At 67.9% G+C, this 24,170-nt stretch carries 29 protein-coding genes, 1 tRNA gene and 1 pseudogene; 16 read left to right on the top strand and 15 right to left on the bottom strand.

Annotated features, from left to right (window positions below; genetic code table 11):
• The first annotated feature begins 67 nt into the window (after positions 1 to 67).
• The 4 genes from mshA (at position 68) to ACYVE7_RS04910 (ending at position 3,293) form a co-directional block, all read left to right on the top strand.
• A complete protein-coding gene (gene mshA / locus ACYVE7_RS04925; RefSeq protein ID WP_460363324.1) occupies positions 68 to 1,315 on the top strand; it encodes a D-inositol-3-phosphate glycosyltransferase in 1,248 nt (415 codons plus the stop codon).
• Positions 1,312 to 1,800 (top strand): type III secretion system chaperone family protein, encoded by a 489-nt coding sequence (locus ACYVE7_RS04920; protein WP_460363323.1) that lies wholly within the window; start codon positions 1,312 to 1,314, stop codon positions 1,798 to 1,800. Before mshA ends, ACYVE7_RS04920 begins: the two co-directional genes overlap by 4 nt.
• A 30-nt stretch (positions 1,801 to 1,830) precedes the next feature.
• The gene (locus ACYVE7_RS04915) at positions 1,831 to 2,577 is read left to right on the top strand and encodes a phosphoglyceromutase (protein WP_460363322.1); all 747 of its coding nucleotides are present in this window, start codon (positions 1,831 to 1,833) and stop codon (positions 2,575 to 2,577) included.
• Between the two features lie 188 nt (positions 2,578 to 2,765).
• Entirely contained in the window at positions 2,766 to 3,293 is a 528-nt protein-coding gene (locus ACYVE7_RS04910) for a UTRA domain-containing protein (RefSeq protein ID WP_460363321.1), read from the top strand.
• Positions 3,294 to 3,365: 72 nt separating this feature from the next.
• Here ACYVE7_RS04910 and ACYVE7_RS04905 read toward each other — a convergent pair whose 3' ends face one another.
• The 3 genes from ACYVE7_RS04905 to phoU form a co-directional block, all read right to left on the bottom strand.
• Entirely contained in the window at positions 3,366 to 3,674 is a 309-nt protein-coding gene (locus tag ACYVE7_RS04905) for a transcriptional regulator (protein ID WP_460363320.1), read from the bottom strand.
• Between the two features lies 1 nt (position 3,675).
• Positions 3,676 to 4,122: a hypothetical protein gene (locus ACYVE7_RS04900; RefSeq protein WP_460363319.1), complete on the bottom strand. Its 447-nt coding sequence runs from the start codon at positions 4,120 to 4,122 to the stop codon at positions 3,676 to 3,678.
• 359 nt (positions 4,123 to 4,481) lie between these two features.
• Complete coding sequence (gene phoU / locus ACYVE7_RS04895; RefSeq protein ID WP_460363318.1) at positions 4,482 to 5,147, bottom strand: phosphate signaling complex protein PhoU; 666 nt, start codon at positions 5,145 to 5,147, stop codon at positions 4,482 to 4,484.
• Between the two features lie 184 nt (positions 5,148 to 5,331).
• Between phoU and ACYVE7_RS04890 the strand changes: the two genes are divergently transcribed.
• Together ACYVE7_RS04890 and ACYVE7_RS04885 are read left to right on the top strand one after the other, a co-directional pair.
• Entirely contained in the window at positions 5,332 to 6,504 is a 1,173-nt protein-coding gene (locus tag ACYVE7_RS04890) for a sensor histidine kinase (protein WP_460363317.1), read from the top strand.
• On the top strand, positions 6,501 to 7,181 hold the full coding sequence (locus ACYVE7_RS04885; protein ID WP_460363316.1) for a response regulator: 681 nt from the start codon (positions 6,501 to 6,503) through the stop codon (positions 7,179 to 7,181). The genes ACYVE7_RS04890 and ACYVE7_RS04885 overlap by 4 nt, the downstream gene beginning before the upstream one ends.
• A gap of 85 nt (positions 7,182 to 7,266) precedes the next feature.
• Here ACYVE7_RS04885 and ACYVE7_RS04880 read toward each other — a convergent pair whose 3' ends face one another.
• Both ACYVE7_RS04880 and ACYVE7_RS04875 read right to left on the bottom strand, forming a co-directional pair.
• Positions 7,267 to 7,893, bottom strand: coding sequence for a copper chaperone PCu(A)C (locus tag ACYVE7_RS04880; RefSeq protein WP_460363315.1), 627 nt, complete (start codon positions 7,891 to 7,893; stop codon positions 7,267 to 7,269).
• A 106-nt stretch (positions 7,894 to 7,999) separates the two neighbouring features.
• Positions 8,000 to 8,716: a hypothetical protein gene (locus ACYVE7_RS04875; RefSeq protein ID WP_460363314.1), complete on the bottom strand. Its 717-nt coding sequence runs from the start codon at positions 8,714 to 8,716 to the stop codon at positions 8,000 to 8,002.
• Positions 8,717 to 9,044: 328 nt separating this feature from the next.
• Here ACYVE7_RS04875 and ACYVE7_RS04870 point away from each other — a divergent pair, with 328 nt between their 5' ends.
• Both ACYVE7_RS04870 and ispF read left to right on the top strand, forming a co-directional pair.
• Complete coding sequence (locus tag ACYVE7_RS04870; RefSeq protein WP_344832365.1) at positions 9,045 to 9,527, top strand: CarD family transcriptional regulator; 483 nt, start codon at positions 9,045 to 9,047, stop codon at positions 9,525 to 9,527.
• Between the two features lie 70 nt (positions 9,528 to 9,597).
• Entirely contained in the window at positions 9,598 to 10,062 is a 465-nt protein-coding gene (ispF, locus tag ACYVE7_RS04865; protein WP_460363336.1) for a 2-C-methyl-D-erythritol 2,4-cyclodiphosphate synthase, read from the top strand.
• Positions 10,063 to 10,065: 3 nt separating this feature from the next.
• Here the strand turns inward: ispF and ACYVE7_RS04860 are convergent, their stop codons facing one another.
• Complete coding sequence (locus tag ACYVE7_RS04860; protein WP_460363313.1) at positions 10,066 to 11,292, bottom strand: hypothetical protein; 1,227 nt, start codon at positions 11,290 to 11,292, stop codon at positions 10,066 to 10,068.
• A 59-nt stretch (positions 11,293 to 11,351) separates the two neighbouring features.
• On the opposite strand from ACYVE7_RS04860, the gene cysS reads away from it, so the two are divergent.
• From cysS to ACYVE7_RS04830, 6 genes and pseudogenes are all read left to right on the top strand, one after another.
• On the top strand, positions 11,352 to 12,731 hold the full coding sequence (gene cysS / locus ACYVE7_RS04855; RefSeq protein WP_460363312.1) for a cysteine--tRNA ligase: 1,380 nt from the start codon (positions 11,352 to 11,354) through the stop codon (positions 12,729 to 12,731).
• A 59-nt stretch (positions 12,732 to 12,790) separates the two neighbouring features.
• Positions 12,791 to 13,216 (top strand): annotated as a pseudogene (locus tag ACYVE7_RS04850) (Clp protease N-terminal domain-containing protein); the annotation flags it as partial.
• A 218-nt stretch (positions 13,217 to 13,434) separates the two neighbouring features.
• Positions 13,435 to 14,373 carry a 23S rRNA (guanosine(2251)-2'-O)-methyltransferase RlmB gene (rlmB, locus tag ACYVE7_RS04845; protein ID WP_460363311.1) on the top strand — a complete coding sequence of 313 codons (939 nt, stop codon included), beginning with the start codon at positions 13,435 to 13,437 and terminating at the stop codon, positions 14,371 to 14,373.
• Positions 14,374 to 14,497: 124 nt separating this feature from the next.
• Positions 14,498 to 14,571 (top strand) — tRNA-Thr (locus ACYVE7_RS04840).
• 235 nt (positions 14,572 to 14,806) lie between these two features.
• Positions 14,807 to 15,352 (top strand): DUF6368 family protein, encoded by a 546-nt coding sequence (locus tag ACYVE7_RS04835; RefSeq protein ID WP_460363310.1) that lies wholly within the window; start codon positions 14,807 to 14,809, stop codon positions 15,350 to 15,352.
• 23 nt (positions 15,353 to 15,375) lie between these two features.
• Positions 15,376 to 15,831: a hypothetical protein gene (locus ACYVE7_RS04830; protein ID WP_460363309.1), complete on the top strand. Its 456-nt coding sequence runs from the start codon at positions 15,376 to 15,378 to the stop codon at positions 15,829 to 15,831.
• A 449-nt stretch (positions 15,832 to 16,280) separates the two neighbouring features.
• On the opposite strand, the gene ACYVE7_RS04825 is transcribed toward ACYVE7_RS04830, so the two are convergent.
• From ACYVE7_RS04825 to ACYVE7_RS04815, 3 genes are all read right to left on the bottom strand, one after another.
• Positions 16,281 to 16,604: an AbrB/MazE/SpoVT family DNA-binding domain-containing protein gene (locus tag ACYVE7_RS04825; RefSeq protein WP_460363308.1), complete on the bottom strand. Its 324-nt coding sequence runs from the start codon at positions 16,602 to 16,604 to the stop codon at positions 16,281 to 16,283.
• A 576-nt stretch (positions 16,605 to 17,180) separates the two neighbouring features.
• The gene (locus tag ACYVE7_RS04820) at positions 17,181 to 17,726 is read right to left on the bottom strand and encodes a hypothetical protein (protein WP_460363307.1); all 546 of its coding nucleotides are present in this window, start codon (positions 17,724 to 17,726) and stop codon (positions 17,181 to 17,183) included.
• Positions 17,727 to 17,871: 145 nt separating this feature from the next.
• Complete coding sequence (locus ACYVE7_RS04815; protein ID WP_460363335.1) at positions 17,872 to 18,042, bottom strand: DUF397 domain-containing protein; 171 nt, start codon at positions 18,040 to 18,042, stop codon at positions 17,872 to 17,874.
• A 511-nt stretch (positions 18,043 to 18,553) separates the two neighbouring features.
• On the opposite strand from ACYVE7_RS04815, the gene ACYVE7_RS04810 reads away from it, so the two are divergent.
• Complete coding sequence (locus ACYVE7_RS04810; RefSeq protein ID WP_460363306.1) at positions 18,554 to 19,333, top strand: aminotransferase class IV family protein; 780 nt, start codon at positions 18,554 to 18,556, stop codon at positions 19,331 to 19,333.
• Positions 19,334 to 19,369: 36 nt separating this feature from the next.
• Positions 19,370 to 20,329, top strand: coding sequence for an SUMF1/EgtB/PvdO family nonheme iron enzyme (locus tag ACYVE7_RS04805; RefSeq protein WP_460363305.1), 960 nt, complete (start codon positions 19,370 to 19,372; stop codon positions 20,327 to 20,329).
• Between the two features lie 354 nt (positions 20,330 to 20,683).
• Here the strand turns inward: ACYVE7_RS04805 and ACYVE7_RS04800 are convergent, their stop codons facing one another.
• From ACYVE7_RS04800 to ACYVE7_RS04775, 6 genes are all read right to left on the bottom strand, one after another.
• On the bottom strand, positions 20,684 to 20,956 hold the full coding sequence (locus ACYVE7_RS04800; protein ID WP_460363304.1) for a hypothetical protein: 273 nt from the start codon (positions 20,954 to 20,956) through the stop codon (positions 20,684 to 20,686).
• A 368-nt stretch (positions 20,957 to 21,324) separates the two neighbouring features.
• Complete coding sequence (locus tag ACYVE7_RS04795) at positions 21,325 to 22,386, bottom strand: hypothetical protein (RefSeq protein ID WP_460363303.1); 1,062 nt, start codon at positions 22,384 to 22,386, stop codon at positions 21,325 to 21,327.
• 72 nt (positions 22,387 to 22,458) lie between these two features.
• Positions 22,459 to 23,046 carry a DUF4291 domain-containing protein gene (locus tag ACYVE7_RS04790; protein WP_460363302.1) on the bottom strand — a complete coding sequence of 196 codons (588 nt, stop codon included), beginning with the start codon at positions 23,044 to 23,046 and terminating at the stop codon, positions 22,459 to 22,461.
• Between the two features lie 58 nt (positions 23,047 to 23,104).
• Complete coding sequence (locus ACYVE7_RS04785) at positions 23,105 to 23,566, bottom strand: hypothetical protein (protein ID WP_460363301.1); 462 nt, start codon at positions 23,564 to 23,566, stop codon at positions 23,105 to 23,107.
• 37 nt (positions 23,567 to 23,603) lie between these two features.
• Positions 23,604 to 23,930, bottom strand: coding sequence for a HEAT repeat domain-containing protein (locus ACYVE7_RS04780; protein ID WP_460363300.1), 327 nt, complete (start codon positions 23,928 to 23,930; stop codon positions 23,604 to 23,606).
• 45 nt (positions 23,931 to 23,975) lie between these two features.
• On the bottom strand, positions 23,976 to 24,170 hold a 195-nt coding region (locus ACYVE7_RS04775), incomplete at its 5' end, for a hypothetical protein (protein ID WP_460363299.1).

Raw genomic sequence — 24,170 nt, 5'->3', positions numbered from 1 at the left:
GGTAGGTTTCATTAGCTGAACACACGGGGGCCAAGGGAGCAGTCGGGGACACAGATGCGAGGTGAGAGTGATCAAGCGGGTCGCGACGCTCAGCGTCCACACGTCGCCCCTCGACCAGCCGGGGACAGGTGACGCCGGCGGGATGAACGTCTACATCGTCGAGACGGCCAGACGGCTGGCCGAACGCGGTGTGGAGGTCGACATCTTCACCCGGGCCACCTCGCGGGCGCTGCCGCCCCAGGTCGAGCTGGCCCCCGGGGTGACGGTGCGGAACATCCAGGCGGGCCCGTTCGAGGAGCTCGACAAGGCGGAACTGCCCGCCGAGCTGTGCTCCTTCACCTCCGGGCTGCTGCGGGTCGAGGCCGCCCACGATCCCGGCCATTTCGACGTCGTCCACTCGCACTACTGGCTGTCCGGGCAGCCTGGCTGGGTCGCCGCGCACCGGTGGGGCGTGCCGCTCGTCCACTCGATGCACACCCTCGCCAAGGTGAAGAACGCGAACCTGGCCGCGGGCGACAAGCCGGAGCCGGCGCAGCGCGTCGCGGGCGAGGAGCAGATCGTCGCGGACGCCCAGCGGCTTATCGCGAACACCGCCGACGAGTCGCGGGAGCTCGTCGAGATGTACGGGGCCGAGCCGCGGCGCGTCGAGACGGTCGTGCCGGGCGTCAATCTGCGAGTGTTCAGGCCGGGCGACCAGCAGGCCGCGCGGCGGGCCCTCGATCTGCCGCCGGACGCGTTCGTGCTGCTGTTCGTCGGCAGGATCCAGCCGCTGAAGGCCCCTGACGTGCTGGTCAGGGCGGCCGCGGCCATGCTGGAGCGTGATCCTTCGCTGCGGTCGCGGCTGGTCGTCGCGATCGTCGGCGGGCCTTCGGGGTCGGGACGGGAACGGCCCGAGGAGTTGCAGAAGCTCGCCGCGCGGCTCGGCATCGCCGACGTCGTCCGGTTCGAGCCGCCCGCCCCGCAACGGGAACTGGCCTGCTGGTACACCGCCGCCGACGTCACCGTGGTGCCGTCGCACAACGAGTCGTTCGGGCTGGTGGCCGTCGAATCGCAGGCGTGCGGGACGCCCGTGGTCGCCTCGTCCGTCGGGGGGCTGCGGACGGCCGTCGACCACGGGGTTTCCGGGGTGCTGATCGACGGGCATGATCCCCGCGACTACGCGGCCGTGCTCGGCCGGCTCGCCCACGAACCGCGCCTGCTGGAGCGGTACGGACTCGGCGCCGTCCGGCACGCGGGGGCGTTCGGCTGGTCGGCGACCGTCGACAGGCTGCTCGAAGTGTACGAATGCGCCGTCTACAACAGGGTGTGTGTATGACTCCGGAAGAGACCATCCGGTCGGTCCTGGCCGAATCGGATCTGTCGTACGAGGAGCCGCGTCCGGGCGCGTACTTCGTCAAGATCCCCGGGACGCACAAGCTCGCCACCATGACCTGGCTGATCGTCGGCGCGTACAGCGTGCACGTCGAGGCGTTCTTCTGCCGGCAGCCCGACGAGAACCACGCCCAGTTCTACCGGTGGCTGCTGGAGAAGAACGGCCGCATGTACGGGATGGCGTTCACGCTCGACGAGACGGGTGATGTGTATCTCGTCGGGAAGCTGCCGCTGCACGCCGTCACCGCTGAGGAGGTCGACCGGGTGCTGGGCTGTGTCCTCACCTACTCGGACGAGAACTTCGACAAGGCGCTGGAGCTGGGGTTCCGCTCGTCGATCGAGAAGGAGTGGGACTGGCGGGTGTCGCGCGGCGAGTCCCTGGCCAATCTGCAGGCGTTCGCGCGTTTCGCCGCCCCCGAGAACCGCTGACGTCCCGGCCTCTCGGTAGGATTTGTTGCTATGTCGACCTTGGTTCTGCTCCGGCACGGCGAGTCTGTTTGGAACGCGGAGAACCTGTTCACCGGCTGGGTGGACGTGGATCTCTCCGCTAAGGGTGAGGGGGAGGCGGCCTTCGCGGGCGAACTGCTCCTCGACGCCGACCTCACCCCGGACGTGCTGCACACGTCCCTGATGAAGCGCGCGATCCGCACCGCGAACATCGCCCTGGACGCCGCGGACCTGCTGTGGCTGCCGGTGAAGCGTTCCTGGCGGCTGAACGAACGCCACTACGGCGCCCTGCAGGGCAAGAACAAGGCGCAGACCCTCGAGGAGTTCGGCGAGGCCCAGTTCAAGATCTGGCGCCGTTCGTTCGACACCCCGCCGCCGCCCATCGCGGACAACGACCCGCTCTCCCAGGTCCACGACCTGCGCTACAGCTCGCTGCCGTCGGAGCTGATCCCGCGCACCGAGTGCCTGGCCGACGTCGTCGACCGGCTGCTCCCTTACTGGTACGACGCGATCGTCCCGGATCTGGCCGCCGGCAAGACCGTCCTGGTCGCCGCCCACGGGAACTCGCTGCGCGCTCTCGTCAAGCACCTCGACAACATCCCCGACGACGAGATCTCCGAACTCAACATCCCCACCGGCATCCCCCTCAAATACGAGCTGGACGCCGACTACGTCCCCCTCAAAAAGGGCGGCGAATACCTCGACCCCACCGCCGCCAAAGCCGCCATCGACGCCGTAAAGAACCAGGGCAAAAAGTAACCCGCCCACCCCCCGAAGGACCGCCCCGCACCCCGGGCGCGGTCCTTCCCCTTTCCCCAGGCCGTTCGGCGTGGAGATACGGGGGATCGTCGCGGTGCCGGCCCTCTACCTTCGAGGGTGAGACGGCGAGAAGGGCCGCGACCGCATCCAGCCGGGCGCATCCGCCGCTACGGGTGAGGAGGAAGGGCGTGGACGGACGGAAATGGGTGAGCGGTTCGACCCCGTACCTGGTGCCTCGGAGGCCTGGGCAGGGGGACGCGTGGGGCGAGGAATCAGGTGGTCGGGGCGGCCAGCGGATCGTCTACGCCGGGCTGGTCGAGCCGCCTGAGGAGGTGGCCGGTCTGCTGGGCGAGGCGACGGCCGTCGAACGGCGACGGGTGATCACGCTGGACGGCCGTCCCGTCGAGCTGATCAGTTCGTTCTACCCGTCGGCCATCGCGGCGGGGACGGCGCTGGCCGAGCCCGGAAAGATCCCAGGAGGCGCGGTGACGTTCCTGGCCGAACTGGGCCATGTCGGGCACCGCGTCCGGGAGGACGTCATCGCGCGGAGGGCCACCACCGCCGAACGGGCCGAATTCGGCGTCGAAGAAGGTGAGCCGGTGCTCGTCCTGACCCGTTCGGTGTTCGACGCGGCGGAACGAGTGATCCAGGTCGACGTGATGGTCGCCCCGGGCGCCTGGCGGACCCTCCGCTACGAGCTGCGGCCGGGCGGATGAGGAGCGGGTCGAGGTAGGTGGCGTTCCTGTGTACCGGCGACCTGTTCTTTCGTCTTGCCGGGGCCCTCGATGTCACTGTTGATCTTTGCTTTGGTGCTGGAGGGGGTGGTCGAGGAGGTGGGTGAGGGTGGAGAGGTAGGTGGTGAAGGCGGCTCGGCCGGTGGGGGTGAGGGAGAGCCAGGTTCGGGAGCGGCCGGCGGAGGGGCGTTTGCGGAGGGCCAGGTAGTCGGCGGATTCGAGGGTGGCGGCCTGTTTGGAGAGGGCGGAGTCGCTGATCCGCAGGGCGTCGCGGACGAAGGAGAACTCGGCTTCGTCCAGGGGCGCCAGGAGAGCGACCAGGTGGAGGCGGGTGGGGGCGTGGATGAGCGGGTCGAGGTCCATGTCAGAGCGCGGGAAGGTCGTGGGCTCGGGCGTGGAGACGGCGGTAGAGCGGGGTCAGGACGAGCGTGACGGCCAGCGCGGCGGCCGTGCCCAGCAGAGCGGGGGACGGCCAGGGGAGCTCATCGGTCGCGGCTCGGGTGACGTCCATGACGAGGAGCGCGACGACGATCCAGATCGAGCTGAGGACGTAGGCGCTGATCGTCAGCCGGGGGAGGCGGCGGACCCTGACCGACCGGCCCAGCAGGAGGGCCGTCGCGAGGGCACCGGCCAGCAGGGCCAGCGAGATCGTGAGCTGTGCGGCGGTGGACGAACTGAGCGCCAGCCGGGTGCCGCCGAGGCCGAGAACGCCCAGTGGGTAGATCCACCAGCGGAGGCGCAGGGGTTCGACGGCCTGGAAATGGGCCCGGCCCACCGTCCGTAGGGCGGCATCCGGTGTCAGCTCGTCCACGGGACCTCCTCGTCACTTGCCTCCAGGGAAACTCATGGCTTTCCCTGAAGGCAAGTGATGGCACGATCCGGCCAAGGGGTCAGACGCGCTTGTAGCAGAGGGTGTTGGTGCCGGTCCAGGAGGTCTTGCCCTTGGCGTCGCGGGTTCGGATGCAGGTGAACGTGGCCTTGAGGGGATCAGGGATTCGGTGTGGCCCTTGCGGAGGGCCGCGTCGATGTTCGGCGCGGCGGCCTGCGGGGGCGGACCCGCCGTCAGGGGAGCGGCCGTGAGGGCCGAGACGAGCAGGATGAGCCGGCGAGGAGACAAGACGTCCTCCCGTGGGGGGTTGGGGACGTCCGAAACCGGCGCAACGGCGTGGGTCAGGCGATCTCGTCGATGATGTCCTCGGGGCGCTGGCCGGTGACCAGGTAGACGACGTCGCCCGCGACGTGCACGGCGTGGTCGGCGAAGCGCTCGAAGTAGCGGCCGGCGAGGGTGATGTCGACGGCCTTCTCGACGCCGTGCGACCACTTCGGCGACAGCAGCAGGTCGAACAGCTTGCGGTGCAGCCGGTCCATGGCGTCGTCGTCGCCTTCGAGCTCCAGCCCCATCGCGACGTCCTGCGAGGCGATCACGCTGCCGGCCTTGGCGACGAGCCGCTCCGCGATCTGCCCCATCTCCAGGACGGTCGCCTGCAGCTCCGGCGGCACACACGACTCGGGGTGCCGGCGCCGCGCCGTCTTGGCGAGGTGGGCGGCCAGGTCGCCCATCCGCTCCAGGTCGGCCGACATCCGGAGGCTGGTGATCAGGGTGCGGAGGTCGCCCGCGACGGGCTGCTGCCGCGCCATCAGGTCGAAGACGGTCTCCTCGATCTCCAGATCGAGCTTGTTGACCGCTTTGTCCCCGCTGATGACCTCTTCGGCGAGCCGGACGTCCGCGTCGAGCAGTGCCGTCGTCGCGCGAGCCATCGCCGAGCGGACCAGCCTGGTCATTTCGACCAGCTTGTAGCCGATTCCGTCGAGTTCCTCGTGGTAAGCGTCGCGCAAAATATGTCCTCGTGCTCGATTGGTCACTCTGCGTAGAGCAGCTTATGGCGTTATCCGCCCAGTGCACAGGATGCAGGGTGGCTGTAAACCCCGCCCATGGAGGAGGTGAACATTCGGCGAACGGCGGGACGCCTAACCGTCCCGTAGTGCAAGAACGCACTACGAGCCGCCTACCATCCGTGGTGTGAATGTCGAGTTGGTCGCCGGGGTGGCAGGGCTCGTGGGGCTCGTCGGCGGGCTCGCGACGGGGCTCGCGATCCGTTTCAGCGAAGTCGCCCAGGGTCAGCGCCCGGACGGGGAGTCGCCGCAGGCCACGCTGCCCCCGGGGGTGGCGTCGGTCCTTTCGGTGCTGCCCTCCTCCGCGGTGGTCGTGGACGGTGACGACAAGGTGCTGCGCGCCTCGTCGGCCGCCCGCGCGTTCGGCATGGTCAGTGGCGATCGACTGATCGTCGACGAACTGCTCGCGCTGGCCCGGCTGGTGCGCAGGGACGGCGAGATCCGCGAGACCGAGATCCAGGTCGGCCGCGACCGGCGGGACAACCGCTGGTTCGCCGTCCGGGTGGCCCCGCTCGGCACCCACGGCCTGGTGCTGGTGCTCGCCGAGGACCTCACCGAGCTGCGCCGGGTCGAGTCGATCAGGCGCGACTTCGCAGCGAACGTCTCGCACGAGCTCAAAACCCCGGTGGGGGCGCTGCTGCTGCTTGCCGAGACGATCGAGGGCGCCGCCGACGACGAGGAGGCGGTGAAGCGGTTCTCGGGCCGGATGCAGCTGGAGGCCGCCCGGCTGTCCAGCCTCGTCCAGGATCTGATCACCCTCTCTCATGTGCAGGGGGACGAGCCCCTGGCCCGCGACCGGCCGGTCGAGCTCGACGACGTCGTGTCCGACGCCGTCGACCGCTGCCGGATGCGGGCCGAATCGCGCAGCATCGAGCTGGCCGTCGGCGGTGCCGAGGGCCTGCAGGTGCGGGGCGACGAGGAGCTGCTCGTCACCGCGCTGCGCAATCTCGTGGACAACGCCGTCGCCTACTCCCCGGAGAGCACCCGTGTCGCGATCAGCGCGCGGCAGACCGACGACAAGACCGTCGAGCTCTCCGTCACCGACCAGGGCATCGGCATCCCGGAACGAGAACTCGAACGTATTTTCGAGCGCTTCTACCGTGTCGATCCCGCCAGATCCCGGCAGACCGGAGGCACCGGCCTCGGGCTCGCCATCGTCAAACACGTCGCCACCAAACACGGTGGCGAGGTGATCGTCTGGAGCCGTGAGGGCTCCGGTTCCACCTTCACGCTCCGGCTGCCACTGCTGTCGGAGCACCCCCGCGCAACAGAGAACCCCGTGCAGGAGGCCGTTCAGTGACTCGCGTGCTCGTTGTCGAGGACGAGGAATCGTTCAGCGACGCGTTGTCATACATGCTCCGCAAGGAGGGATTCGAGGTCGCGGTAGCGGCCACCGGGCCCGACGCGCTGGAGACCTTCGACCGCAACGGCGCCGATCTGGTGCTGCTCGACCTGATGCTGCCGGGCCTGCCCGGCACCGAGGTCTGCCGCGAACTGCGCTCCCGCTCCAACGTCCCGGTGATCATGCTGACGGCCAAGGACAGCGAGGTCGACAAGGTCGTCGGCCTCGAACTCGGCGCCGACGACTACGTCACCAAGCCGTTCTCGTCGCGTGAACTCGTCGCCCGGATCCGTGCCGTGCTGCGCCGTCAGGGCGACCTCGAAGAGATCGCTCCGCCGACGCTCGAGGCGGGACCAGTCCGGATGGACGTCGAACGGCACATCGTCAGCGTCGCCGGCGACACCGTCCAGCTGCCCCTCAAGGAGTTCGAGCTCCTGGAGGTGCTGCTGCGCAACGCCGGGCGCGTGCTCACCCGGATGCAGCTGATCGACAGGGTCTGGGGCGCCGACTACGTGGGCGACACTAAGACCCTCGACGTCCACGTCAAGCGGCTCCGCGCCAAGATCGAACCCACTCCCAGCACCCCCCGTTACATCGTCACGGTCCGAGGACTCGGCTACAAGTTCGAACCGTAGCCACCCCCTCTGACATTTTCTGGCACGTGCCAGGAACAACACGAAAGGCCCCGGTTCGCACCGGGGCCTTTTGTGGTGGTTCGGGTCAGTGGCCCGCTTCGCCCGCAGGGGTCTCGGCCGGCGTCGGCTCGGCTGCCTTCTTCTTGGCCGACGGGGTGGCGGAGGGCAGGCCCTCGCCCGTCGACGGCGCGACGGTCGGCGCCCCCGACGCGGTCCCGGTCGGCGCCGGGGTGAGCGTCGCGTACTCCGACTGCGCCGGGACGACCGGCACGTTCAGCGTGAACGACTGCGCGGCGTTGAAGCTGAACGTCAGCTTGACGTGCTCGCCGCCCTTGACCGGCGCGGTCACGCCCTTGAGCACGACCACCCCGCCCAGGTTGATCAGACCGTGCGCGGGCAGCGGCACCGGGGAGCCGGTCGTCAGGATCGCGGACGTCGCGAACGGCGCGGCGCTGACCGACTTGAGCGCGTCGGACGTGTTCGACGCGTTGTTGATCAGGTTTCCGTACACGTACAGATCGCTGCCCGCGGGCAGGGTCTGGCCGGACGCCGGGCCGAGCACGAAGATGTTCCGCGCGTCGATGCCGTTGGCGGAGTGGTTCACGCCCTCGGTGAGCTGGGTCGGCTCGGCGCTGCCGGCCTTCACGCCGGCGCCGCACCCGGCCAGGGCGATGGAACCGGCGGCGGCCAGCAGAGCGACTTTGCGGATCACGGCTTCGAGCTCCCTCGAACTTCGATGTCTGGTGGGCCTCACTTGACCCGCACGCATCGTAGCGAGGGTGCCGACGTGTTCGTTCCCGGGGTGCCGGGATCGGCGCTCAGATCGTCGCGCCGACCACGGAGAGCTGACGGTCGATCTGGTGCAGATCGGGCTGGTAGTCGAAGATCCCGCCGTTCCGGTCGATGAGGACGTAGGTGAGGCCGACGGTGCGCAGGGCGTCGGCGAACCGGCCGTCCTCGTCCTCGATCAGGATCGGTTCGACGCCCGTCAGACGTTCGGCGTCGTCAGCGAGCCGGGTGCGGGCCGCCTTGACGCTCAGTTCCGTGCCGCGGGCGTCGGCCACCAGATAGAAGCCGATCTCCTTGCCCGCCGCTTTGTCCGCGATCCCGGCCAGCAGCGGCCTGCACCCGCACGCGACGGGCACGAACAGCACGACGGCGCCCGCCAGCTCCGTGGACCGGTGCCGCCGCCCCTGCCAGACGATCTCCAGATCGGGCAGCAGGCCGCCGATCTCGCCCGTACGGCCCGTCGGGACGGACAGCGGCATGGTGGGACGGGGATCGGGCGCACGCGGCCCGAAGAAGGTCAGCATCGCTCCGCTGACGAGCGCGATCACGAGGATGCCCGCGAGGAACGGGGCGACCACCCCGTGCTTGGCGAACGGCGCGATGAACCGGTCCAGCCGTGCCCTGCGGCGCCGGCGCCGCTCCTCGCGCCGCCAGGCGGCCAGGTCGGAGCCCAGTTCGCGGGCGTCGTCCGGGACGACCACGTCGATGTGCGGCAGGCCGTAGTCGTCGTCTCCGTCATGCCTCAACGCCGCCCCTCGCCTTCTGCGGCCCCGCTGGTGGAGCACGCCCTGCGGCGTGCCCCGTCTCCCAGTATGGGCCGGAACCCCCCAGGATCGATGCCCGCGTTCAAAGAAAATCCACGGGCCCCGAACGGCCGGTTTTCCCATGTTGCAAGGAGGTTGCCGGGGTGTTTCTGGTGGGTAGAACAATGCGGCAAGAGGCGGGGGTTGCACCAGTCTGAGGGTTTGTCAAGACCCCAATTGCTGCCGTGACCTGCGGATATGTACGGTTGGCCGTACCCGTGCCCTGGGAGTCCGTGGTAGGCTGGTACCTAGCGGAAGGGGTACTTGTCACATGACTTTCACGGTCGGCGACACCGTCGTCTACCCCCACCATGGGGCTGCTCGGATCGAAGCCATCGAGACTCGCACCATCAAGGGTGAGGACAAGACCTACCTGGTGCTGAAGGTCGACAAGGGTGACCTTACAGTACGCGTCCCCGCGGACAACGCCGAGTTGGTCGGTGTCCGAGATGTGGTCGGTCAGGAAGGGCTTGAGCGCGTGTTCGAGGTGCTGCGTGCACCCTACACCGAAGAACCCACGAACTGGTCGCGGCGTTACAAGGCGAACCTTGAGAAGCTGGCGTCTGGCGACGTCAACAAGGTCGCCGAGGTCGTTCGCGACCTCTGGCGCCGGGACAAGGAGCGGGGTCTGAGCGCGGGTGAGAAGCGGATGCTCGCCAAGGCGCGTCAGATCCTGGTGAGCGAGCTCGCGCTCGCGGAGAAGACCAACGAGGACAAGGCCGAGGCCCTGCTCGACGAGGTCCTCGCCGGATAGACGGCACGGCCGTCACGCGGTAGCTCGCGGCGGCACTAGTTTGAGTTTTATGCATAACAGCTATCCCCGGGTGGGCGTCGGTACCGACGTCCACCCGTTCGCGTCCGGGCGTCCGCTCTGGGTCGCGGGCCTGGAATGGCCGGGCGAGGGCGACGGCATCGAGGGGCACTCCGACGGCGACGTCGCCGCCCACGCCGCCTGTGACGCGCTGCTCAGCGCCGGCCGCCTCGGCGACCTCGGCGCGATCTTCGGCACGGGGCGTCCCGAGTGGCGCGGCGCGTCCGGGGCCGTCCTGCTGGCCGAGACGGCCCGGCTGGTGCGCGAGGCCGGGTTCGAGATCGGCAACGTCGCCATCCAGGTCATCGGCAACCGCCCCAAGATCGGCAAGCGGCGGGCGGAGGCCGAGAAGGCCCTGTCCGAGGCGCTGTCCGGCGCGATCGTCTCCGTCTCCGCCACCACCACCGACGGCCTGGGCCTCACCGGCCGCGGCGAGGGCCTGGCCGCCATCGCCACAGCCCTCATCCATCCCCGCTAGTCCTTACTCCTCCGGCGGGGTGGGGCTGCTGCGCAGGGAGCCCGACGGCGGGTTCCATTCCGGGGCATAAGCGGCCCAGTCGTCGCCGCCGTCCGGGTCCTCCGAGCGGTCTTCGGCCGGGGCGGGGAAGTCGGGCTGGGTGTCGTGGGCACGTCCCACCAGCTTGACGTCGGTCGGCAGATGCGACGGCGGAGCGGCCGCCTCTTCCTGCTCGAGCTCCTCAGCGGGCGGCAGAGGCAGCGGATCTTCGGCGGTGTCCTGGTAAGGGTCGGCGGCCGAGAGGGGCCCACGGGGCACCTCACGGACGCCCACGAACGGATCATCCGCCCCGTTCTCCGCTGATACGACGGGAATGTCATCGCGGGTGTCGGGGGCCTCGGCCTCCTCTTCCTCTTCCCGAGGGACGCCGGTCGCCACCACCAGGTCGATCGGTTCGGTGGCGGGCGGCGGGAGGCCGTCGGACTTGCGACGGCCGAAGAGCCGCCGCCGCGGCTTGGCCGGTTCCTCCGCGACGGGCTCGGGCTCCGGCTCGGGCAGTTCCGCGTACGCATCGTCGATGATCGAGGCGTCCGGGGCTTCGACCGGTTCACGGGGGCTCGGGATCGCCGGTTCCACGGCCGGAGCCGTCTGGACGACGTAGGGCAGCCGGAACTCCTCGGGCTCCTGCTCCTCCCGCACCTCGGGCCGGAACCCGGGGATCAGCTCCGCCGGATCGGTCTTGGCGGGCTCGGTCTTGGCGTGCGCGGGCTGCCTGCGCTTGCGGCGTCCGGCCGCGCGGTACTGGGCTGCCTGTCTGAGCTGCCGGAACATCGACATCCACAGCCAGATCGCCAGCAGCGCCGCGACCCACGGCGCCGAGGCGACGCCCGCGTCGAGCCCGTCCCCCGAGATCGCGTCGAACCCCTTCACCGACCGCTGCACCGAGATCGTGATCGCGCCGCCGATCAGCGCGACGAGCAGCACCCAGCGGAGCGCGCGGGTGAACCACCGCGCGTTCCTGGCGACGAACACCGCCAGCAGCCCCGTCACGACCAGCCCGTCGTACATGGCCGGATAAATCCAGTCGAAACGAACGGTCCGGCCGTCCATTCCGGCTCGGGCCAGCTCCAACAGGTCTTGATAAGACAGGACAAAGGCCCCGGCGGTCAGTGCCGCGACGGCCAGAAACGCCACAACGGTCAGGAACCGGGAGTACCGGTCCGTAGCGGGGGAGAGCGCGGGGGGTGTCATGAAAGTCAATCTTCCAGGTCTCACCGGGCTCCGCGCGACTGCTAGTAGCCTTTGTTTTCGTGAGCCTGCGCCTATATGACACCAGTGCACGTGCCGTCCGCGATTTCGAGCCCCTTCAGCCGGGCCGATGCGGGCTGTACGTCTGTGGTGCCACACCGCAGGCCGCACCGCATATCGGGCATCTGCGCTCCGGTGTGATCTATGACGTCCTGGTCCGCTGGCTGCGGCGTTCGGGGTATGAGGTCACCTTCGTCCGGAACGTCACGGACATCGACGACAAGATCATCAAGGTGGCCGCGGACACCGGGCGGCCCTGGTTCGCCGTCGCCGAGGCCAACCAGCGGATCTTCAACGCCGGCTACCAGGTCCTCGGCTGCCTCGACCCGACCATCGAGCCGCGCGCCACCGGGCACGTCCCGGAGATGATCGTGCTGATGCGCCGGCTGATCGAGCGGGGCCACGCCTACAACGTGGGCAACGACGTGTACTTCGACGTCAAGACCTGGGCCGCCGAGTACGGCAAGCTGTCGAACCAGACCCTCGACAACATGCGCGATCCCGGCGATTCCGACGGAATCAAGCATGATCATCGCGACTTCGCGCTGTGGAAGGGCGCCAAGCCCGGCGAGCCGACCTGGGAGACCCCGTGGGGCCCCGGCCGTCCCGGCTGGCATCTGGAGTGCTCGGCGATGGCCACCAAGTACCTCGGCGAGACCTTCGACATCCACGGCGGCGGCGTCGACCTGATCTTCCCGCACCACGAGAACGAGATCGCCCAGGCCAAGGCCGCGGGCGACGGGTTCGCCCGCTACTGGATGCACAACGGGCTTCTCACCATCGACGGTGTGAAGATGAGCAAATCCATCGGGAACGTGGTCTACCTGGACGATCTCCTCGCCCAGGTCCGGGCCGTCGAAGCCCGGTACTACCTGATCTCCGCCCATTACCGTTCGCTGATGGACTACACGCCCGGCGCGCTCGCCGAGGCCGCGGCCGCCTACCAGCGGATCGAGGGGTTCGTGACGCGGGCGGCCGAGGTCACCGGCGAGGTCGACCCCGCACCCGTCCTGCCGCAGGCGTTCACCGACGCGATGAACGACGACCTGGCCGTCTCCCAGGCCCTCGCGGTGATCCACGAGCGGGTCAGGGCCGGGAACGCGGCGCTGGCGGAGCGGCGGCTCGACGACGTCAGGGCGGCCGTCGCGGACGTCAGGGCCATGACCGGGGTGCTCGGGCTCGACCCGGCCGACTGGACGTCGGGCTCGGCGAACGATCTGATGCCGATCGTCGAGGCGCTCGTCCAGGTGCTGCTCGACCAGCGGAACGAGGCGCGCGTCCGCAAGGACTACGCCGCCGCGGACGCCATCCGCGACAAGCTCAACGAACTGGGCATCCTCGTCGAGGACACCCCCGACGGGCAGCGCATCAGCCTGAAATAGGCGGGATCGGCCGGATCGCAAGTAGTGTCGGAATCCCCCGAGACGAGGCGGTTCGGCCGATGTTCGAACGTTTCACGGATCGCGCCCGGCGCGTAGTGGTCCTGGCCCAGGAAGAGGCCAGAATCCTCAACCACAACTACATCGGGACCGAACACCTGCTGCTGGGCCTCCTGCACATCGAGGACGACCCCGTCGCCGAGATCCTCACCGAGCTGGGCTGTGGCCTCGTCGCCGCCCGCGACGACATCGAACGGATCCTCGGCGAGGGCGCCGACGAACCCAGCGGCCACATTCCGTTCACTCCGCGTGCCAAAAAGGTGCTGGAGCTCTCTCTGCGCGAGTCCCTGACGATGGGCGACAGTTTCATCGGGACCGAACACATCCTGCTGGGCCTGGTCAAAGAGGGCGAAGGCGTGGCGAACCAGGTGTTCGTCGAGCTGGGTGTTTCGACGGAAGTGCTGGTCAGCAGGGTGTTGGAGCGGTTGCAGCACCATGATCCCGAGCCGTTCGAACGGAAACGCCCCTCGTTCCGGGGGGTCGAGGTGCGGGCGGCGCTCGAGGAGCTGCACCGGCGGGTCGAGGCGCTGGAGATCCGGCTCACCGCCGTTGAGGACAGGCTCGATCGCTGAGTCCCTTACCCTGGAAGCTGGAGTTTTCTGGGGGCGTCCTGCGAGTGCCGCCCACGATGAGGAGGGCATTCCGGATGACCAAGAAGGGCAAGAAGGGGCCGAGCGTCACCGCCAAGGCGGAGGACCGGCACTGGCACGGCAAGCGGGTGAAGGCTCGGGCCGTCAAGAACTCGACACGAACCGGGACGAAGACGGCGGGGCCGCGGAAGCCGGGGGCTCGTCCGGCCCGTCCGGGAGCGGTCTCGCCTGGGCCCGACGGACGTCCGGCCACGCCGCGTACTCGCCGTCCGGACGCTCCGGAGCTGGTCCACGGCCGTAACCCGGTCCTGGAGGCGCTGCGCGCCGGTGTCCCCGGCACGGCGCTGTACTACACGCCCGACAACGACGAGCGCGTCCGCGAAGCCCTCAAGATCGCTGGTGACACGGGCATTCCGCTGCTGGAGTCGGGCAAGCCCGAGCTCGACCGGCTCACCGACCGGGCCGTCCACCAGGGCATCGCGCTGCAGATCAAGCCGTTCCGCTACGCCCACCCCGACGACCTGCTGCGCGGCACCGCGCCCCTGATCGTCGCGCTGGACGGCGTCACCGACGCCCGCAACCTGGGCGCGATCGTCCGTTCTGCGGCGGCTTTCGGCGCCTCAGGCATCCTTCTGCCGGAACGCCGCAGCGCCAGCGTCAACGCGGGCGCCTGGAAGACCAGCGCCGGCACCCTGGCGAACATGCCGGTCGCCCAGTGCACGAACCTGACCCGCCAGCTCAAGGCCTACCAGGACGCCGGCTGCTTCGTCGCGGGCCTGGACGCCCACGGCGGCCACTCCATCGCCGACCTCCCCGCCTCTGACGGCCCCTTCGTCCTGGTCGTCGGCTCCGAAGGCAAGGGCCTGGGCCGTCTCGTGGGCGACAGCTGCGACATCCTCGCCCACATCCCCATGTTCGGCCACGCCGAATCCCTCAACGCAGGCGTAGCCGCCGGCATCGCCCTCTACGAAATCGCCCGCCAACGCCACTCCTAACCACCGCTCCACCCGGCGCCGCGGCCCCGCGGCGCCCCCCCCCCCCCCCCCCCCCACACCCTGCTCACCACGCTGATGGCACCCACCCACCCCCACCCGCTAAAGTGAGTCCCCAGCACAACCCGCCTCGTTAGCTCAGCCGGCCAGAGCAGCTGTCTTGTAAACAGCAGGTCATCGGTTCGAATCCGATACGGGGCTCCCAGCTCAAAGGCCCCGTCCGATGTTCGAACGGGGCCTTTTGCTAACGGGTACAGCCTGAGCCGACATCACCAAGGCCATGGACCACCGCCACCAAACTTTCCGTGCGGCGTCCAACTCGAGCCTCGCGGCAAAGCTGAGCGAATTGATCGTTGACCGGCCTCGAGCGTTCCTCCAGCAAGCAGCAGGATGGGGCCGCGCGCGGGTAGGCGGGTATGTCGGGAAGGATGGGCGGGTGTCTCTGGCGCTGCTCAGAAGGACGAGGATCTCGGCCGGGGAGTGGGTGGCGTTGACTGAAGCGCTCACCCCGCTCGGAGAGATCAAGCGTTTGGGCCCAACGGAACTCGTTCTCGAATCCGGTGCCGAGTCGATCAGCGTTGGAACTCGGCACGAGAAGCCTGACCTCCAGGACGACTACTCTCAGCTGGGTTGGCGGCCGGTTGAAGAGATTTTGGTTGATCAGACTCGGCCGGGCACAGCCGGGCACGAGGCGATCGGTAGAACCGCTCTGGCGCTGATGAGGCGACAGCCCATGCTCGCGAGTTTCGACGGGCTGATCGGGCCGGAGCCGCTGGTCATCGCAGCGGACGGCAAGGAGCTTTCCGCCCACGCAACTAGGGTGCGCCCCTTCCTTGCCTCGTTGCCTGGGTGCTTCTACGAGGTCAGGTGCTCGGTCAACTACGGTGAGGACTACCGTGTCAGTCACGTCGTGGACACCGAGTTCCTTGAAGCGTGGATCGCTCACCCGGCCTACCACCTGATCGACGAGTGGCAGAGCTAAGCCAGTGGGCTAGATTCTTCCGCATGGCGATCGACATTGATGGCGAGTGGTGGAAAGGCGACTCAGCTGCAGATATCGCCGATTACCTCGAAGAGCTTGCCCCGGGCGGATATCCGATTCATGCCGCTCGACCGTCGAGGTGCAAGGACTGCTCCGGCACGGTCTTCTGCATCGAGCTCGACGCAGGTGGCGTGTGCGCCCGACGTACCTGTGTCGCTTGCGGTCTGCTCGCCTACCTCCTCGACAGCGACGAGTACTGGATGGCGGACGATGACGGGAGCGGGCCGGAGAAGATCGGCTGCCCCTGCGGCTCGGACCGTTTCGAATGCACTATCGGCTTCAGCTTCCTCGAGGGTGACGGGGAGGTCCGCTGGGTCAGCGTCGGCGTTCGCTGTGTCGAGGACGGCGTCCTCGGCTGTTGCTCCGATTGGCAGATCAGGTACGGTCCCGGCTCGCGCTACCTGCTCGACCTCGTCTGACGGTGGTTCCCGCACAGTTGTGGGGAGCCCCGATTTCGGACTCGCTCAGACGGCGAATGCGCTACGGATCACCAGCGCATCCGCTCCGAAGGACGTAGGCCCCTGCCCTGATGTGCGGAGTAGGGCAGAGTCTGGTTTTCAGGCCGGGTGAGGTCGGTCAAGGGCCGGGCGGTGGATCGAAGATGTCATGGGTCCCTACGCGCCGCCAGATGATGTGTGTTTCGCCAGCTCGGACCTCGTCGCCGTACTGGAACGTGGCTCGGCCGTCGGGGGCCCAGGTCATCTCGAACACACCGGGCGCAGCTTGCACGCCCTTGACTCGGAGGCCAGGGCGGAAAGGGCCGTCGCTGGCGAGGTCGGGGACGAATGACTCGGTGAGAACCTTTCGGAAGCGAGTCCGCTGCTCGTGAGTGAGCTTGGCGAAGTCCCGGTCGAACCTTGCCAGTGTCTCAAAGGTCGGCATCTTCCGCCGTCTTCTCAGCCGTCTCGTCAAGGTGGGCGAACATGTCCTCAGCGCTGTGGTGGACAGTGCTGCGTCCAGCAGCGAGATCAGCATTGGCCTGCGCCTCGCCGCGCTGCCACTCGGGTGTCCAGAACCAGCGCTGATCTGTGGGGATGGAGACGAACCCACGAACCGTCACGGTGCCATCGTCGTTCACGCTGAACTCAACCTCGTCGCCCTCGCCTATGTGCAAGGCCTTCCTGATCTCGTCGGGCAAGGTCAACTGGGCCTTGGCCCGGACCTTGGCGCGGGCCACGGTAGTGATCGCCATAGGACACCTTCTAAGGTTTAGAAAATCAGATCCTCCTACGATAAGAAATTCTACCCAACCATGCAATCCCGGCTGGAGGAGGGACCACCCTAAGTTCAGGGATCCTGCTCAGGTCGGATGGTGGGCACAGCACGAGTCGTCAGCGTGAGCCTGGTGAGGGGTTGGTGTACCGCTTTCGGTCCTCGGAGCTGGCGGTTCCTGGCGCCCAGGTCGGCTCGGCCAGGGTGATCAAGGGGCACCAAGGGTCACTCGCGGATACCTCAACTCTCAGCTCAGCGGTTCTACGGGGAAGATCCAGGCGGCTCCCAAGCTGACCACGCGGGTTCGATTTCCGTCATCCGCTCCACCCTCAGAGAGCACGCTCGCCCAGTTGGGGGGACAGATCAAAGCCCGGCCCCCGAGTCGTCTCCTCACGGGCCCCCATTGCCCCGCCTGAACGCACTTCGGTTCGCGACTAGGAAAGGTCCTATCTTTCCTCACGGAACAGCAAGGAAAGACAGGACCTCGATGAGAGCGCTTCGCCCGTATCCTGGCCCGCAAGGAGGGCCAGCCTGCTGTGAACAGGCTGGACCTCCCCTACGACGCCAGGAGCTGAAGCGCCTTCCCGCTGGTCGCCTCGTCAGGGACGGGGAGCGGGAGCGCGAGGTCGGCCCATACGAAGTGGCCGAGGGCGTCGCTCCCGCACGCGCCGGTCATGACCGCGAGGTACGCGACGATGCCGAGCCCTCGCCCGCCGAGCGAGAGCCCGTCGAGATCGGGGTCGGCCCACTCCTCGAGGTCTTCGTCGGCGCGGGCGTCGTCCTGCCGGGGCTTGGGTTCGCCGATCAGCCATCCGGCTCCGCCGAGGTCGACTACGCCGACCCGCACGAGCATCCCGAAGGACACCTGAACCCCGAACCAGCCTCCCGGCTCACCCGACCGCGTGTACAAGATCGAATTGTTCGCGAGTTCGTCGATGACCAGCCCGGCATCGTCTTCACGGCCGGTTCCGGTGAACAGCGTCTCGACGACCTTACGGGCCTCGCGGACCTGCGCGGGCTCACCGGGGAAGGCATAGCGCAGGGCTCCAGGTGGAGCGGCGGCCAGCCACTCCTTCGCCGTGCCCGTCGTAGTGGTACGCATGATCGGGATTCCTCCTGAGACCGGTTTCCGGCCGACGTATCGCGACCGGGCATGTGGACGGTTGTCATCGGGCACCCGTGATTCAGCATCGCGAGCTGCGCCTGCCCCAACGCCTCATCCAGCAGACGCGTCTCCTCGAGCGCGCTCACAACGCACCCGCGAACGCCGCCCACGCAGCGGCAGGCACGGCCAGCACCACGCCGTCAGGGTCGGTCGAATCCCGCACCGCAGCTCCGCCGGGCATGGCCGCGACCTCGACGCAACCGTCCTGGTCAAGCGCCTCGCACCACGATGACTTCCGAAAGGCCAGCTCCATGTTCAAGTAGCCCTTCGGGTCTCAGGTGACGAGGGGCACGCGCAGGCGAAAGCCACATAGCGTCCCGAAGCGATCCGCGCCGAGGACCATCCGGCATCGAGCGCCGCCAACTCCGTGAGACATCGGGGGTCACGGGTCTGCCGGTGTTCGGCGATCACCCATTGCCGCAACACTAGGAGCGCTTGCTCGCGGGTCAGCCGGTCGGCCTCGGCGGCGGCCTTACGCGGCGTCGAGATGTGCCAATGCGTGGATCTGGCAGGGAAGGGGGCCATGACGTTCAGGCACCGCCTTCGCGGAAGACCTGCCGGGACGGCCGGTGCTGTGGGCTCCCCACGTTCCGCGAACTGCCGTGGAGATCTTCCCGTGAACAATCTGCGACTATCACGTCTCCGAGGGTTGCGAATCGGAACGTCGCCGCCCACGAACATCTGCCGCCGCAGTCCCGAACTTTCCCCGAACCGGAAGCCCTGGCCAGTTCAGAAGGGCGAGTTCCGGTGCCAGACTGAGCGGCATGGCACTTCTCGACGGGATGCCCGCCACCCCGGAAGCCCTGGCCGCTCTCGCCCTGACCAACTACGGGCACTTCACTTCGATGCGCGTTGACGACGGCCATATCCGGGGGCTGTCCCAGCACATCGAGCGCCTTGTCCGGGACTGCCGAACCGTCTTCGCCGTCGAACTCGACCGCGAACAGATCCGCGCCCACGTCCGCGAGGCCATCGCTGACAAGCCCGGCTCCTTCGTTTGCCGAGTGACCGTCTTCGACCCCGCCATCGGCCTCGTCAACCCCGCCGCCGAGGCAACCCCGAGCATCCTGGTCACCGCGCGTCCGTCAGGGCCGATGCCCGCCGCTCCGATCAGGGTCCAAGCCCGCCCCTACGTCCGCGATGAGCCGACCGTGAAGCACATCGGCTTGTTCGGCCAGCTCCGCGAACGCCGCGCGGCGCTCCAAACCGGATACGACGACGCCCTGTTCACCGACGCGAGCGGTTTCATCTCTGAGGGCGCCACCTGGAACGTCGGCTTCTTCGATGGCACGAACGTCGTCTGGCCATCCGCCGAGGTGCTGCCCGGCGTCACGATGCGCCTGCTCAAGCAGGTCCACGACGCAACGATCTCCATGCCGGTCAACCTGAGTGACCTGCCCTCGATGGAGGCGGCCTTCGCGACGAACACGACGGTCGGAGTCCGCGCGATCACCGCGATCGGAGCCCACGCGTTCCCGGCGGAACACCACATCTTCGATGCCCTCCTCAAGGAATACGCAGAGATTCCCGCCGAGCCCGTCTAACCTGCCGCCAAGGGCTCCCTATCGGAGGAGACGTCCATGGCGGCGATCGTCAGGCTCTGGTCCGGACGCGAGGTGAGGGCGCTCCGCGTAGCCATGCGCCTCAGCCAGCGCGAGTTCGCCGGACGCATGGGCGTCAGCGAACGCATGATCCAGAAATGGGAGTCCGGCGGCGAGAAGATGCACCCCCGCCCCATCAACCAGGACAACCTCGACACCACCCTCGCCGCAGCCGACGACGGTGCCAAAGCCCGCTTCGTCGAACGCGTCGGAACCTTCGGCCTCCTCAGCTCTGCCTCTGAAAGCACTGCGGACACCGACGAGCCGCTGTTGAGCCTGCCGTCCCAGCAGCGGCACCCGATCGACGGCAAGCTGATGACCCTCGTCGACGAAGGCGTCTACCTCGCCGGCCGCACCGGAGAACCCTTCCACCTCTCCGCCTTCTGGATCGACGTCTACCCGACCACCAACGCCGACTACGCGCGATTCCTCGCCGCCACCGGCCACCGGCCTCCCCAGCACTGGCCGTCATCTCTCGCACCTGACGGCCTCGCCGACCACCCGGTCGTCTTCGTCACCTGGGAAGACGCCACCGCCTACGCCAACTGGTCCGCCAAAACGCTCCCTACATCCCAGCAATGGGAGAAGGCCGCACGCGGAACACGCGGCGACACCTACCGGTGGGGCAGCTCCATGACGTCCGCCAAATGCAACGTCCGCGAATCCGGCATCCGCTCCACCACCCCCGTCGACCGCTATCACAGCGGAGCCAGCCCCTACGGCGTCTACGATCTCTGCGGCAACACCTGGGAATGGTGCTCCACTCCCACCACGCCCGGCCGCCACGAACTCAAAGGCAGCGCCTGGACCTCCCCCTTCACCCGTTGCGCCCCGTCCGACTGGAACGACGCCGACCAGCACATGCTCGACGACGACACGGGCTTCCGCTGCGCCACCCCAGCCGAAACCCTCCGAGCCCTCCTCAACATCGCCACCTGAACTATCAACCGCAGATCTGAACTGCGGATGCCGGACACTCGGAGATGGGCGGCATCCGTCAGCTCAAAGATCGAACATTCTTGCGATCTTAAGCAGATGCAATTGCGAACCGAGCTGATCCGCGTCACGAGTTGCCCATAGGAGCTGTTCGTCCTGGAGCCTCGGTGGACACTTACGTGATACAAGTCTCCGATTCGGGTTACGAACACGGTGTGCTCCCGGCGTGCTGCTTCAGCGCGCATAGATTCAGCCTTCTACTGATAGTAAGCAGCTACGCCAAATCTCATCGGTCGAATAGGGCCTTTTCCATGGGCGTGCAGCGGTGGAATACAGGTACCGGCCCTATGTGGAGGTTCACATGTCGTCGTCTTCGTAAGTGAAGAATCCGCCAAGCCAGATGTGCTCGCCAAGGCGTGCTGGATGGATCTGGAATTCGTGACGCGCCTCAGGGTTGCTCAGAAGGTTCATCGCCTCCTGTGCTTGTTTCTCAATGCAGAATGCCTTGATGATCCTAAATTCTTCGGCAGGGTCGTCGAGTATCTCATATATGATGTGGATATCCTCGGCTCCGTGGCTTGTTACATCGGACCGTTTCTGTTCCGGACGCTCCAGATCAATTTCCGTCATCTGGAACCCTTGCGGATGGTCCTTGAAGCCCGGTAGATAGATTGGTGGTGAGGATTTGCGCCCTTCTGGCCGCTTCGGGCGACGCGTAATACCCGATAAGTTTGATATCTCGCCGATCGTCGACGACTTCGGTGGAAACGCCCAAGCACGGTGCGATCCGAACGTCGTGCCGATCTGGACCAGTGACGTAGAACCCGGCCGCGTCCTGGATATCGAAGCCGCTCGCATCCACGTCTTCCCAGCCCCTGCCCCTGCACCATGTCTCTGGGGAGGTGGCCGCATGGCATCGCCAACCCGCTGGTGAGCGACATGGGTGTGTGGTGGCACCTTGTGGCGTGGGGGGCCAGGGGGTTGGCGATGGGGGGGTGTTAGGGGTGTAGGCGGTTTGCCGGGGGGAGGGTGAAGGGGCGGGTGCGGATCAGGGGGGAGCCGAGGGTGTTGACGTAGACGTCGTTGGGGGAGCCGGTGTTGAAGGTGTCCTTGCCGCCGGGGAAGACCGCCGCGAAATAGGAGTCGCAGTAGGTCTTCGCGTTGATGCGGAACTGGCCTCGGGAATTGGTCTTACCGGTTGCTGAGCGCCACCACTGCTTTTTGCCCTTGCAGCGGAAGACGATGTCGATCTTCTGGTTCTTGTAGGCGAAACGCTTCTTCTTGGTGGCGGAGTAGCGGTAAAGGGTGCCGGAGACGGTCACCTTCTTGCCGACCTTGACGCTCTTCTGCGCCACCTTCACCTTGGACATCTCGGTACGCCAGCGCAGCGCCTTGCGGGACGCCGTGACCGACTCCAGGTACATCGCGTCACCGGGGTAGCGCCAACGCCAGTAGCCGGACGCGCCATGGAAGAAAGGACGCGGACCGAAATCCACGAAAACCTCGCCGGAGACGCGGCGGATCGTCTTCCACGCCTTGCCGTCACGTGAGTACTGGAGTTCGAAAGGACGCTCGGTGTCGCCTTCCGTGCTCTGGTGGTAGCCCCATTCGGCGCGCGCCTCGACCATCGCCGACGCGGAGAAAGAGAACTTGGTGAAACGGAAGACCGGCAGCCGCGTCTTCACCGGGATGATCGAGAGGGGGCTCTTGAACGCGCCCCACGAGGCGACGACCGACGTCCGCTCAGCGATCTTGACGTCCACGGCGAACCGGCCGCCCTCACCGGTGACCGCGGAATACGTCTGGACGGCGCGCGAACCCTGGCCCTGCGCGGTGACGACCACCGTCTCCCCGGCCGGCTCGACGGACTGGCTGTCGGCGTTCGTGTAGCGGAGGGTGCCCTCCACGTGCTGAGTGGCGCCCGGCACCACATAGTTCTCCGGATAGGTGAGCTGCAGCTCGGCGGAGATCACGCCGGGCGGCGGGTCCGCGAGGGCGGCGGGCGAGCAGAGCGCTGTGGCCAGCAGGGCGGCCAGCAGAGCGGTGGCGTAGCGACGCAACGTTCATCTTTTCGGTCGAAATCAATAGGGTGCGCGAGCATACCGAAACCCACTGACCGAACCGTCCGTGGCCTATCGCACGAGATGTGCCAGAAGATCGTCCGGCACGGGATAGGGACGTTCCGGTGGAAGAAGGGCGCGGGCCGCGGCCAGATCATCCGACCGGACCGCGGTGTGGACTTCGCGTGCCAGCGGCGTGACGTCCGTGATGGCGACGGTCCAGACGTCGGCGTAGCGGCGGGCGGCCTCGCCGGTGAGCCCGAGCTGGAGGGAGCGGTGCGGCAGGGCGTGCAGCCGGAGGTCGCGTTCGGGATCCCACTGGACGCGGCACGGTGACCGCTTCAACGCCCGTTTCCAGGCGGCGGGATCCGGCTGGAGCGCGGCGTCATGGTGGGAGAGGCAGGCGTGGGCAAGGGCCCAGTGAAACCCCTCCCGGGTGATCTCCACGGCGAGGACGGTCTCCTGCCCCGGCTTCGAACCCCAGCCGGACCGGTACATCATCCACAGGAACGACGGCTTGATCCACGTCATCCGGTCGCGCTGCCAGGACTCGGGGAAACGCCCGTCCCTCGCCGCGGGAACCCCGATGGCCTGCGGATACGCCTGATAGACGGTGACGGTCGAAGCGCCGTACACGGCGCGAATCTGTCGCTCTGCCATGGGACAAGGGTGGGGACGAGGCGCCGCGGACGCCAGTGAATTATCCGGCCCCGGTGGCCTACGTGAAGGTCTGGTACGCCCAGGCGCCGCAGCCGATGCTGACGAAGTAGTTGCCCGGGCTGAGGATCGTGGTGGTGCGGTCGCCGGTGGGGCGGTGCCACATGGGGCTGGTGGCGGCGGGCACGAAAGAGGCGCGATCGGGGGCCACCTGCCAGGTGCAGCCGCCCTTGTCCGGGTGGGCCGGGTCGTACGGCTTGACGTCGGCGGCCAGGAGGTAGACGCCCTCCTGCAGGCCGGAAACGAGATCGTCCTGAAACCGTTTGACCTCGTAGCTGCCGTCGCGAATGCCGGTCACCAAGCCGTCGCCGTCGTTGGGGAGATCCTCGACGTAGGGGGTGGGCGCGCCCGCCTTGACCGGGGTGTCGTCGGGAGCGCCGGAGCCGCCCGCCAGGAAGAGGCCGATGGCGGTGCCTGCGGCGCAGGTCGTCGCGGCCATCAGGGCGGCCAGGGAATTACGCATGGGCGGACTTTATCGGACAAATGGTCCGAAACTTGCCTTAGGGGTCGGGGGTGGTGGCGAGGGCCTGGCGGGTCACCGGGGTGTCGAAGGTTTCGAGGGCGCGGGTCGACCAGAGGCGGATGCGGGGGTCGGGGTCTGTGAGATGAGCGATGAGGGTGGGGATGGCGGCGGGGGAGTGGGATTCGACGACCAGCTCCAGAAGCCACTGCCGCAGCTCCGGATCTGCTTCGGCGGCGAACTCGGCGAGAAGCGGCTCGGCGTAGGAGTCGGCGTGCTCGCGCAGGAAATCGAAGGCCGACTGGCGGTCCTGGACGTCACCGGAGCGAAGCCGCGCGAGAGCGCGCTCGAAATGGCGTAGCGACATGCGCGCACGATACCGAGCGGCTACGACAGAGCCGCACCGCCCGGCCTAAACCCAAGGCGGCCGGTAGGTGTCGTCGTCTGGCGTGTTCAGCGCCTGCTGCCAAGCCTCGTCGACGGCCGGAGCAGGCTCCACCTCGCTGACGGGCGCCGCCAGCACCGGCTCCCGAGACGGCGGCGGCGACCACGCCGCCGGCACCGCACCCCTGGCCCGTCCCGCACCAGCCTCCGGGCCCGTCGCCCG

The sequence above is a fragment of the Actinocorallia lasiicapitis genome (assembly GCF_054778695.1).
Note: the sequence above shows the minus strand (reverse complement) of the source record. Positions and strands in the feature narration are given on the sequence as shown.